Raw genomic sequence first — 10,736 nt, 5'->3', positions numbered from 1 at the left:
CTGGCCTTCCGCGCGGATAACGGCGAGAAGCTTTGGTCATTTCCGGCAAAAACCGGCGTGATGGCGCCACCGGTGACCTATACCGTTGATGGCGAGCAATACGTGACTATTCTTGCCGGATGGGGCGGCGCTTTTGGCTTGATTGCGGGCTTGGAGCGCGAAGTGACCCCGCCACCGAGTCGAGTACTGACCTTTAAGCTGGGTGGCAATGGCGTGCTACCTGAAAACCCGCTCAAGCAATTGCATGAACCACCACCACGTCTTACCACTGATGAGGCAATTTTGGAGAAAGGCCGTAATCTTTATTACGCCTACTGCAATGCCTGTCATGGTACGGAAGCCATTTCTAATGGCGCGATTCCCGATCTGCGTCATTTACCGGCCGCATTTCATAATAGTTTTAATGCCATTGTACTGGATGGGATTATGAGTAAAGCGGGTATGGTCGGCTTTGGTGAGGTGCTGAGCGAGGATGATGCTTACGCAATACACGCTTTTATTTTAGAGCGTGCGAATGTCGACAAAGAGTTAAGAGCGCAATCCGATCGGTGGAAGGGCCTTAAAACCTGGTTCTTTTCACTGCTTGCCAATTTCATTGCTTGGTTGATGTAAGTTTGCCGACCTTAGCGTTGCGGTGTCGGATTTGAGGGAATTATGTATAAAAGAGTAGCGCTTAGCGCTTTTGGTAAACCTGACGTCCTGCGCCTTGTGACCGAGGCAGATTTACCGGAGCCAGAACCCGGGCAAGTAAGGGTTAAGGTGCTCAGTGCTGGCACGGGCTTCACCGATACGATTATTCGCCAGGGTCAATATCCGGGCGTAAAAAAGAAACCACCGTTTACGCCGGGTTACGACTGGTTTGGTATCGTCGATAAGCTCGGGTCAGGCGTAAGCGATTTGCAGGTGGGGCAGTTTGTGGCCGATATGCCGGTCATTGGTGGTTATACTCAATATCTCTGCGTTGATGCTAAGCAGCTTGTTGCGGCACCGCCCGGCTTAGACCCCGCAGAAGCAGTATGCATGATTTTGTCCTATACCACGGCCTATCAAATGCTCACCCGCGAGCTTAGCTTGGTACCGGGGCAGCGCTGTCTCGTGCACGCTGCTGGCGGTGCTGTTGGCAGCGCCTTACTGGAGCTAGGCGCGTTACTTGGTTTGGAAATGATTGGCAGTGGCTCCCAAGCGAAAAAAGCCTTAATTGAAGGCTTGGGCGCTCAGTTTATTGATTACCGCAATGAAGATGTTGGCGCGCGTGTTGCTGAATTAGCGCCGGGTGGGGTAGATGCCGTATTTGACACGCTTGGCGGCCAAAGTTGGTCGCTGTCATATCGCTGTCTGCGCAAAGGTGGTCGCCTAGTCGCGTTTGGCGCCTTGCAGTTGACCACAGGACAAGAGACGGTGCCGCAGTTGTTACTTGGCTTTAGTAAATTACTTGTGCTGTGGCGGCTATTGCCAGATGGAAAATCCTCCGGTTTTTATAATATTCAAACTCGCCGTCAGCGGCATCCAAGCGACTTTAATGAGGATCTTGGCGCGCTGTTCAATCTGCTGGCGGAAGGAAAATTGCATCCAGCTATTGCCGAGCGCGTTGCCTTAGAGGATGTTGTGGAGATCCATCGCCGCTTGGATTGTGGTGATATCGTCGGCAAGGTTGTGCTGGATTGCACGCTATAACCGCCAAGAAATGAGCGAATATAGCCAGAAGCCCTGCTAAGCCATGGTTAGTGGGGCTTTTTCATGGCTGTGTTCTTGAGTCTAAACAGGCTGCTAATAGAGACAGGTGAATTCGCAACCGCCGCTGTGATGTAGCTATATGTCGCCGCTTTGAGGAAAGGCAGTCGTGCTGTACTATGTTGTCACCGTCAATATGGGGATACCACGTGCACTTTCTAATAGTCTTATACAGTCGAATAATGGCGGTACTTAGCCATATCACCATGAAATTCATTAGTGTGCCGTCGCCCATGATCTATAGCGGCGCAGGAAGCGCCACTGCGCTGTGCGCGGCAATTGGTCGATTTTCGTGTAAACGTGTTTTAGTGGTCACCGACAGTGTGCTTGTCGAGCTTGGGCTTGTGGGTCGGGTTACTGCGGAGTTAGAAAAGATCGGCGTTGCGGTGGAAATTTATGATGCGATTCTACCAGACCCGGATTTTTCGCAGGTCGAGGGTGGCATTACGCTCTGTCAGAAAATGCGTTGTGACGCCGTGTTAGCGATCGGTGGTGGATCATCGTTGGACGCAGCTAAAGTTATTGCGATTAGCGCAGGATCAGGGCAGCTGCCTAGTAAAATGCAAGGCTTCTTTAAAGTGGCCAAGCGGGGGCTGCCATTATATTGCATTCCAACGACGGCGGGCACCGGTTCGGAGGCGACAATGGTGTCGGTGATTACGGACGCAGCAAACAGCACAAAATGCTTTATTGTCGACCCGAAACTGGTGCCCGATGCTGTCGCCTTGGATGCAAGCTTAATGACGGGATTGCCGCCGGCAATAACCGCCGCGACTGGTATAGACGCTTTAACCCATGCGATTGAATCCTCGTTGGCAACCGAAGCGACCGAGGAAACCTTGAAAAAGTCTCTTGCCGCAACGGCAATGATTTTTCGGTATTTAGAAACCGCAGTAAACGACGGAGAGAACCTTGAGGCAAGAGAGGCGATGGCCGTAGCGAGTTGTTATGCCGGTGCGGCCTTTACGGTTACCAATGTCGGCTATGTTCACGGTCTTGCTCATCAGCTAGGGGCGTTGTGTCATATACCTCATGGGCTCGCCAATGCCTTGTTTCTGCCCCATGTATTGGATTTTTACTGTGACACGGCGGCGCCGCAAATGGCGCGTATTGCCGCTGCTGCGGATATTGGTAGTGATGCTGATTCTGACCTAGAACGCGCCAAAAATTTGGTCGAGGCTGTTCGATCTTTAGGGGCGCGCATTGGTGTCCCTACAAGCAGTGATGCGCTTAAACCAGAGATGGTTGAAGAGTTAGCACGGCGCGCGTTGAAAGAATCTCATGGCCTGTACGGATACCCGGTGCCGAAATACATGCGTAAGGAAGAGTGCGAGGCGATCGTTCGTAAAATACTGCCAGCTTAATCGGGGGCGGCCTGCCTTGGCAGGCCTAGGTTGCTAGTATTTAAGGGCGGACGATCTCAAACACGTCTTGGGGTTTGTCTTGCAGCGCAAAAAAGTGCGCCAAGCCAAATTTGCTGCCTTCGATAGACAGTTGATCGGAAAATATCAGTTTTTTACGCGATGCATTGTCCAGTAGCAAATCTAAAAACATATCGTGGCTGATTTTAAGTGTGGCATTGGGATTCGATACCGCAGGAGCCTTGGTGTGATGCAGGACCTCGTGCTTTAGTAGCAGAACATGATTCTCGTGCAGGTCAGTAAAGGTGAAATTGATCGTCACCTCTATTCCTTCCGCTTCTTCGATATTCAACTTTGCTGCCATGACATCTAAGAAATTTGATCGCGCTGCGTACTTGATCATATCCCGGTCTAGCGTCGGATCGACTGTGCTGGTCGTGGTTGTTGGCCAATAGCGTTTTGGCTCCGGTATTGCTTGGGTGTGCAAAGACCCAATAATTTAGCGGTGTTGCTGCCCAGCGATATTCGCCGTTATCGAAGGCTTTTGCGCCTGTGTTAATACCTATTCGGCGCCACCCATCGCAGAGACATAGCGCTGTGCAGACTGTTCTGGTGGGAGGGGTTGAGGTCGGCGGGATTGCCGTCATACCAATCTAAGTAGCGTTGATGTACGGCGCGGGCATTGTGACGCAGGCTGCCGTAATAGTCGCGATTGGAGAAGCTGAGCTGCAGCGCTTTGGGTCGCTCTAGTTGTTCGGCAATTTCGCTGGGGTATAGCCCTTGAATGCGAGTCGCAGGGCTTGGTCATTGATATACTTCATAGGTATTGTCAATCTTCACCGATTACGGACATATTTTGCGCGGTGTAAGCAAGTTTAAAGATACCCTAATCGATTGTTCACGGTCAGTTTCAATGTTTTCGGGTGTGCCACGAAAGCACGTGGCAAGACAAAACAAGCGATTATAGCGTAAGTGTTGCTAGGCCTTGTGCGCGGCAAAGTTTATGAATGTTTGCCTGGACAACCTTTTATTTTACTGTCTGCACGGTTTTTCGCAGGGTGGTCAATTTCAGTGGGCTGAATCAGACAAACGATGATAAATAACAGTAATGCGTTCTATTGTGGGCGCGGGAAGGCCAGCAGCAAGTAATTATATTAGGTCTATGTTTTAATAAACTTTAGGTTTTGTTTATGTGGTATCTGTGCTGCAATTTAAGCTGCTAAGCGTATATGGCCTTAGGTATTATTGAGTTCGCGATGGATCTACATTTCAATATGCGATTAATTGCTTGTTATAGTCTAGTGCGCTCCTGCCATACGTTAACGTTAGCGCGTAGTAACAATAATACCGGGTAGCCGCTGGTTTATGATTGCGCGGATATCGGCGGCTAACTCTCGATAGAATACCCTGTTCGGGGAGTTAGGTCGCCATACTAACGCGTGTTTTCGTAGAATTGAAATATTATGTAATTCGCAAACGTGAAGTGCTTCTGGGTTGTGCATTTCGGAATGTACATATAAACCAGGCAAGAAAGCCACTCCCATTCCCATTACCACCATCTGCCTCAATGTATCTAAACTGGTGCCTTCGTAATCTCGCTGAATGTCTGCGCCCCAGCGTTCACATATTTCTTGTACCTGTAAATGGAAATGATGCTTTTTTTCTAGAGTCAATATTTTTTCGCCTCGTAATTTGTTTGGCGTAATATTCTTCTGGCCGGCTAAGGAGTGCTTTATGGGAACCACAAATTTTAATGGTTCAATAAATAATGGCGCCATCGCAAGTTGCGGAATGGCTAGCGGCAGCGGAACGATAGCTAAGTCGTAGACACCATCTAATAAATCTTTTTGTAACTCGCGGTGGGTTGCTTCGCGAACGTATAGCTTTAAATTCACATGGAGGTCATGCAAATCCGGTAATACATGCGGTAGTAAATACGGGCCAACGGTAGGAGGTACACCGAGACGATATGTTGTTTGATGACCATCGGTCTTGGCTGCGGCCATCTCCTCAAATTCTTTCATGCTGAGTAAAACTTGACGAGCTGCGTCAAGTAAATCTCGGCCGCTAGGAGAGAGTATGGTGCCCGCTCGGGAGCGCTCAAAGAGCGGAGTATTGATCGTAGATTCAAGAATCGCTATTTGGTTGGTGAGGGCGGGCTGACTCATTCCGAGTTCTTCAGCGGCGCGTCGGTAGTTTGCGTGTTTTGCTACTGCAACAAAATAATTTAGTTGCTTTATGCTGGGTGAATTTATTTTTGATGTCACAATTTCACCTATCACCTGATAATATTAAGATATCAGAATATACTATACTTTGTTATTAAGCTATCAAAGGATAATCAAGTTGATATTGATTCTAGGTTGTTTACTAATGAGGACGTAATTGTGGAAGAGCTTATTCAGGGTGTCGCTAAATTTCAAAAGGACGTTTATCCGACAAAGGAAACCGCGTTTCGCAAATTAGCGAATGGCCAAAATCCGGATGTGTTATTTATTACCTGTGCGGATTCACGCATCGACCCAGGCATGTTAACTCAATCCCAGCCAGGGGATTTGTTCATCTGCCGAAATGCTGGCAATGTAGTGCCGCCTCATAGCAATCACACTGGTGGGATGACTGCATCAATAGAGTTCGCTGTTGCTGCTCTTGGGGTGTCGCACATTGTGGTGTGTGGGCATAGTGATTGTGGTGCGATGAAGGGCGCAATTGATCCCGGTGCCTTAGAAGATTTGCCGCATGTTAAAGAATGGTTGGGACACTGTCGAGCGGCGCGGGAGATTGTAAAAGAGCGCCATGGCCATGTTGATAAATGTCACTTAGACGAAGTCTCCAAAGAAAATGTTCTCCTGCAGCTACAGCATCTGCGCACTCATGCGGCCGTGGCAGCTAAGCTGGCAAGTGGAAAAGTTCGCCTGCATGGCTGGATTTACAATATTGCCAGTGGTGAGGTGGAGTGCTACAACGACGAGCGTCAACAGTTTGAACTAATGGATTCAGCCTACAGCGATTTATTTGCCGAACATGGAGTGGCAGTATGAAGTTAAGTCGCGACAATTTCATGGGCGATATTACCGGCGGTATTACCGCTGGGGTGGTGGCGCTGCCGCTGGCCTTGGCGCTAGGTGTGGCGTCGGGTTTGGGGCCAATGGCGGGTATCTATGGCGCGATTGCAGTCGGCTTTTTTGCCGCCTTGTTTGGTGGTACCAATTCGCAAATTTCCGGCCCAACAGGCCCAATGGTGGTGGTGCTGGCGGGGCTGTTTGCCAGCCTGTCAGGTGATGCTGCGCTGATTTTCACTACAGTAATGTTGGCGGGAGTAATGCAGATTGTCTTTGGCTTTCTTGGTGTTGGCCAATACATCCGCCTAGTTCCCTACCCCGTAATCTCGGGGTTTATGACTGGGATTGGCGCCATAATTATTATTCTTCAGCTGGGGCCACTATTGGGGCATGATTCGCCAGGAAATCCACTGGGTGCTTTAGCGAAGCTGCCAAATGCGGTGATGGATATCAATTTCGCTAATCTTGCGCTCGGTTTGGGTACCTTGGCGCTGGTGTTTTTTTGGCCAGCTCGGGCGGGTAAATATTTGCCTGGGCCGCTTGCAGCGCTGATCGCGGGTACCTTAATTGCCTTTTTCCTTTTCGAAGTGCCGGTGCTTGGCGAGATTCCGTCAGGGCTACCGAGTATTCATTGGCCGGTCTTTGAACAAAGTAAAGCCTTGCTGATCCTCGAAGCAGCGTTCATTTTGGCGGTGCTAGGTTCAATAGACAGTTTGCTGACATCTTTGGTAGCAGACAATATGACCCGTGAGCGCCACGACAGTAATCGAGAGCTGATTGGTCAAGGCATTGGTAATACCGTAGCAGGTTTGATAGGTGGTATTGCGGGTGCTGGTGCAACCATGCGCACGGTGGTGAATATTCGCTCTGGTGGTCGTACCCGTTTGTCGGGGATGGTTCACGCCTTATTACTTTTCGCCATCGTGCTTGGTCTGGGGCCACTGGCCTCGAATATTCCTCTGGCGGTGTTAGCGGGTATTTTGGTGAAAGTTGGTTTAGATATTATCGACTGGAGCTATATCAAGCGTGCAAATCATGGCCCGCGCTGGGACCTTGCCTTAATGCTGTTGGTGTTATCGCTGACGGTGTTTGTCGATTTGATTACCGCAGTGGCAGCGGGTGTGGTATTGGCTGCATTGGCGTTTGTGAAGCAAGTTGGCCAATTGCAGATCGCTAGTCTGAAAAACGCGCCAGAGCATCTTGAGTCTGATGTGGAAAAAGCGTGTTTGGCGGAGTGTGGAGATCGAGTGGCATTATTTGAGTTTAGCGGCCCGTTAAGTTTTGGTGCCGCTGCAGACCTTGGTCATCACGTGCGGGAGCACAGTGACGTCGGGGCAAGAGTGCTTATACTTGATTTCTCCCGTGTTCCATTTCTCGATGTGTCTGCGGTATTGGCTGTCGAAACCATTGCGAGTGACGCAGCGGGTAGTCATAAATTACTGTACTTGGCGGGTATGAATGCCGATGTGCAGAATGTGCTAGCGGGTATGAACAGTGGTGTTCCGGGCGATGGTGTCTTTGCGACGCGCTTAGAGGCATTGAGGGCCGCTGCAGCGGTAGTTAAGTCGGACGAGGTAGGTAGTTTGGATACAGTAACGGGTGTGCCTGTTATGTGAAGACTTGGCAGCGGGCAGCTATTAGTCCGCCCGCAAATATTTGCTTAAAGTGAAAGTACTAAAAAGGCGGCCTCATAGTGAGGCCGCCTTTTTTATAGTGCCATCTGTGCACGGAAGGCCACAACATCGATATTATCGGCTTCGCTACCGCTGTTTTGAATGGCTGGGCCTGACGCTACATCGTAGGCGCGGCTGTAACCGAACAGTATGCGTAGATTGGCGTTGAGATACCAATTTAGGTTGAGGCTAACACGTTGCTGGCTGCCACCTAGGATATCGCCATCTTCAAGGTCCACCTCATCAAGACGTAAAGCAAGCTCCCAGGCGCCCCAGTGATTTTGCGATAGATCAAAATTATTGCGGGGTTTGAGCATTTTGAATTCGCCGTCTGAGCCTTTATAGCTGCGTGCTTCCCCAGTTAATGTCCAGCCAAGCTGGAGGTAGTGGGCGTTAAAGCGTAAGTCTGATCCGCCGTCGCGCTGGATATCCGCTTGTCCTAATTCGGCTTGTGCTGAGAAACGGCCAAGCATGGCGGCGAGTTCAAACCCCGTTAGTTGGATTTCTTCAAACCCAGCAATACTGCCTGTATCACTAAGGTATAGATCAGACATATTGGTGGTTTCGTAGCGCAAGCGCGGTGTTTTGCCATTGCTCAGGCTGTTATTGTCATTGGCCTTGCGTAGGCCAAGGCTGGCGCCGAGGTGCAGTAATTGCCCTGAATCGTTAATGGGAGCGAAAGTTCCTCTAACCCCGAAACCGCCACCCTCATCGGCGCCGTCGCCACTGGCTGAAACGGCGTCTCCGTAGACACCGCCTTTGAGCGACCAGTTCTGCCCCATTGTTTTGACATTAATACCCATCGCTCGGTCAAAATGTGGCAGGGTGAGTGCCGAGAGCAGTGAGCGCTCGTTAAACATAATGTCGTTTGAGCTTTCTTCGACTTCCATGCTGACGGAGTGTTTCTGGTTGCCAACGGTAATCTCTAGATTGGGGGTGGCGTCATATGCCACTAGCACGTCTTTCAGGGAGACGCCGTTGCCGCCCCAATCTGCTTCTATATTATAAGAAAATTCACGATTGAATTTGCCGCGTAGTGCCAATCGCGCGCGACGAAGCTCGGTGCCAGAGACGGCTTGCGCTGGGTCGCCGTTACTGCGCTTTTGCAGATCATCGTTCATGTGGGTGGTACTGTCTGCGTGAATGCGTCCACCGAGATTCATGGTGAAATCGCCATTTTTTGAGGATACCACTAAGCCTTTATTAATGACCTCAGCAGTGGATGTCGTGCTTGAGCGCTTAGTTTCTTCTGTTATTGGCTCAAACGTGCCGAGCTGAATTCTGTTGACGCCTGGCTGAGTGAAGACTTGTTTGGATTCGCGGTCGACGTAAAGCTTGAGTTCAGATTGTACTTGCGCGGTATTTTGGGCAGAGGTTTTGTCGCTCACGCTTAGGTCGGCGTGGACTAGCTGGGCGCCGCTGGCGAGTAGGATGCTTGCTGGTAATAACAGACGCTTCATGGATGTCTCTCCGCAAAAAGCTAAATGGATTAATTGATCTTGTCTTCTATTAATGTCGTGAATCTGAATTCTAGTAACGCGACCTTTTGGATCGAGGGTATTGTGGGGCCGATTTGTTACAAAAATGTGACAATACGACATAATTGTGACGACGATGCTACATTAATATGTCATCGAATTGCTTGTTTCGCCCCATAGGCTAATTGGTTGCTAAGGTAAAGATATATTTCGGTTATTGCAGTAATAATAGTGCGCAAAAATATTGCATTTACACGCTGATTTTGAGTTTGGGAGCATACCTAACGTTTTTCCTATGGTAACGCCTCGTTAATGAATATTCGCCCTGGGTTGTCCACAGTATTTGTGGATAACTTGGTGGGTAACTTGTAGGTTCTGCCTTGAAAGGGAGAGCGTATCGGGGCTTTAACAAATTGTTCAAAAAATAGTCATTTTAATAAATTATATAAAATACAACAAGTTATGTGTGTTTTGGAGTATATGTATTAAATATTGCTGCTTAAGTAATGGATTTGCGACTGCTCACCCCTATCTGTGAATAAGTGTTACGTCAAGAGTTTAGTAATGTAACGTGTTACGTATTTTCTCTTATATGGTCGTGGTGCTCCGTTATGATCGGCGCTGGCGCAGGCTTAAAGTGCTACTCGCCTTGGTAAATGCAGCCGCTGGTGCAGGTTTCTCGTACTTCGACTTGACTTAGTGCGCTCAAAATGGGTTTTAATTGCTGCCAAACCCAAATAGCGAGATTTTCGCTTGTTGGGTTTTCGAGGCCTGGTATGTCATTCAAGTAATTGTGATCCAGTTGCTCGTATATTGGCTTAAATATTTGCTTGATATCGGAGAAGTCCATCAGCCAGCCCGTGTGTGGATCAATCTCACCGGCTATATAGAGCCTGATTAAAAAACTATGGCCGTGAAGTCGCCCGCATTTATGGCCTTGGGGAACATTGGGGAGTAGGTGGGCCGCTTCAAAGGTGAAGTCTTTGTATATTTCCACGTGGGGCTCCGGGCAACTTTAATGGGTAGTTAATAGGTGGCGGTGGCTGGGGTGCGAATATGCTGCGCCAAATTTGCGCCAATGGTAATCAGCTCCGGCAGCGGTGTACAGCTTGTTGCTTGTTCGGTACTCGGTAATGAGTTTTTGAGTGCCACTTAGCGACTGCTTTCTGTATAAAAAATGAGCAAAATCAGTGTTATAGGCTTTTTTTAAATAAAATGTAAAAAACTTTCCCAGAGTGTTTGACAGGGGGGGAGTTTGCTGTAGAATGCGCCTCACTCGATTGATGAGAAGGGTGATTAGCTCAGCTGGGAGAGCATCTGCCTTACAAGCAGAGGGTCGGCGGTTCGATCCCGTCATCACCCACCATTATCGTGTAAAAGTATGCGGACCGGTAGTTCAGTTGGTTAGAATGCCGGCCTGTCACGCCGGAG

At 49.2% G+C, this 10,736-nt stretch carries 11 protein-coding genes, 1 tRNA gene and 1 pseudogene; 6 read left to right on the top strand and 7 right to left on the bottom strand.

Annotated features, from left to right (window positions below; all coding sequences use genetic code 11):
- From ABYP33_RS15430 to ABYP33_RS15420, 3 genes are all read left to right on the top strand, one after another.
- Nucleotides 1-612: c-type cytochrome (locus tag ABYP33_RS15430; protein WP_373092051.1), on the top strand; the 612-nt coding region annotated here is incomplete at its 5' end.
- A 42-nt stretch (nucleotides 613-654) separates the two neighbouring features.
- Nucleotides 655-1,674, top strand: a complete 1,020-nt coding sequence (locus tag ABYP33_RS15425; protein WP_373092050.1) for a medium chain dehydrogenase/reductase family protein — start codon at nucleotides 655-657, stop codon at nucleotides 1,672-1,674.
- A 239-nt stretch (nucleotides 1,675-1,913) separates the two neighbouring features.
- Nucleotides 1,914-3,095: an iron-containing alcohol dehydrogenase gene (locus ABYP33_RS15420; protein ID WP_373092049.1), complete on the top strand. Its 1,182-nt coding sequence runs from the start codon at nucleotides 1,914-1,916 to the stop codon at nucleotides 3,093-3,095.
- A gap of 40 nt (nucleotides 3,096-3,135) precedes the next feature.
- Here ABYP33_RS15420 and ABYP33_RS15415 read toward each other — a convergent pair whose 3' ends face one another.
- The 4 genes and pseudogenes from ABYP33_RS15415 to ABYP33_RS15400 form a co-directional block, all read right to left on the bottom strand.
- A complete protein-coding gene (locus ABYP33_RS15415) occupies nucleotides 3,136-3,579 on the bottom strand; it encodes an alkyl sulfatase C-terminal domain-containing protein (RefSeq protein WP_373092048.1) in 444 nt (147 codons plus the stop codon).
- Nucleotides 3,527-3,739: pseudogene (locus ABYP33_RS15410) on the bottom strand (alkyl sulfatase dimerization domain-containing protein); the annotation flags it as partial. The gene ABYP33_RS15415 and the pseudogene ABYP33_RS15410, both read right to left, overlap by 53 nt.
- The gene (locus ABYP33_RS15405; protein ID WP_373092052.1) at nucleotides 3,648-3,854 is read right to left on the bottom strand and encodes an alkyl sulfatase dimerization domain-containing protein; all 207 of its coding nucleotides are present in this window, start codon (nucleotides 3,852-3,854) and stop codon (nucleotides 3,648-3,650) included. The gene ABYP33_RS15405 and the pseudogene ABYP33_RS15410, both read right to left, overlap by 92 nt.
- 563 nt (nucleotides 3,855-4,417) lie before the next feature.
- The gene (locus ABYP33_RS15400) at nucleotides 4,418-5,374 is read right to left on the bottom strand and encodes a hydrogen peroxide-inducible genes activator (RefSeq protein WP_373092047.1); all 957 of its coding nucleotides are present in this window, start codon (nucleotides 5,372-5,374) and stop codon (nucleotides 4,418-4,420) included.
- A gap of 105 nt (nucleotides 5,375-5,479) precedes the next feature.
- Between ABYP33_RS15400 and ABYP33_RS15395 the strand changes: the two genes are divergently transcribed.
- Nucleotides 5,480-6,133 (top strand): carbonic anhydrase, encoded by a 654-nt coding sequence (locus ABYP33_RS15395; RefSeq protein WP_373092046.1) that lies wholly within the window; start codon nucleotides 5,480-5,482, stop codon nucleotides 6,131-6,133.
- Nucleotides 6,130-7,770 carry a SulP family inorganic anion transporter gene (locus tag ABYP33_RS15390; protein WP_373092045.1) on the top strand — a complete coding sequence of 547 codons (1,641 nt, stop codon included), beginning with the start codon at nucleotides 6,130-6,132 and terminating at the stop codon, nucleotides 7,768-7,770. The genes ABYP33_RS15395 and ABYP33_RS15390 overlap by 4 nt, the downstream gene beginning before the upstream one ends.
- Before the next feature lie 92 nt (nucleotides 7,771-7,862).
- Here the strand turns inward: ABYP33_RS15390 and ABYP33_RS15385 are convergent, their stop codons facing one another.
- From ABYP33_RS15385 to ABYP33_RS15375, 3 genes are all read right to left on the bottom strand, one after another.
- Nucleotides 7,863-9,287, bottom strand: a complete 1,425-nt coding sequence (locus tag ABYP33_RS15385; RefSeq protein ID WP_373092044.1) for an OprO/OprP family phosphate-selective porin — start codon at nucleotides 9,285-9,287, stop codon at nucleotides 7,863-7,865.
- Between the two features lie 658 nt (nucleotides 9,288-9,945).
- Nucleotides 9,946-10,302 carry a 6-carboxytetrahydropterin synthase QueD gene (gene queD, locus ABYP33_RS15380; RefSeq protein ID WP_373092043.1) on the bottom strand — a complete coding sequence of 119 codons (357 nt, stop codon included), beginning with the start codon at nucleotides 10,300-10,302 and terminating at the stop codon, nucleotides 9,946-9,948.
- 29 nt (nucleotides 10,303-10,331) lie between these two features.
- Nucleotides 10,332-10,457, bottom strand: coding sequence for a hypothetical protein (locus ABYP33_RS15375; RefSeq protein WP_373092042.1), 126 nt, complete (start codon nucleotides 10,455-10,457; stop codon nucleotides 10,332-10,334).
- Between the two features lie 138 nt (nucleotides 10,458-10,595).
- Between ABYP33_RS15375 and ABYP33_RS15370 the strand changes: the two genes are divergently transcribed.
- Nucleotides 10,596-10,671, top strand: a tRNA-Val gene (locus tag ABYP33_RS15370).
- The last annotated feature ends 65 nt before the right edge of the window (nucleotides 10,672-10,736 follow it).

This window comes from Zhongshania sp., from assembly GCF_041584495.1.
In the GTDB taxonomy this organism is placed as follows: Bacteria; Pseudomonadota; Gammaproteobacteria; order Pseudomonadales; family Spongiibacteraceae; genus Spongiibacter.
Note: the sequence above shows the minus strand (reverse complement) of the source record. Positions and strands in the feature narration are given on the sequence as shown.

What these genes read in the sequence shown, in the direction of transcription:
- ABYP33_RS15425 (WP_373092050.1), top strand. Translation starts at nt 655, where the DNA reads ATGTATAAAAGAGTAGCGCTTAGCGCTTTTGGTAAACCTGACGTCCTG.
- ABYP33_RS15420 (WP_373092049.1), top strand. Translation starts at nt 1,914, where the DNA reads ATGGCGGTACTTAGCCATATCACCATGAAATTCATTAGTGTGCCGTCG.
- ABYP33_RS15390 (WP_373092045.1), top strand. Translation starts at nt 6,130, where the DNA reads ATGAAGTTAAGTCGCGACAATTTCATGGGCGATATTACCGGCGGTATT.
- ABYP33_RS15385 (WP_373092044.1), bottom strand. Translation starts at nt 9,287, where the DNA reads ATGAAGCGTCTGTTATTACCAGCAAGCATCCTACTCGCCAGCGGCGCC.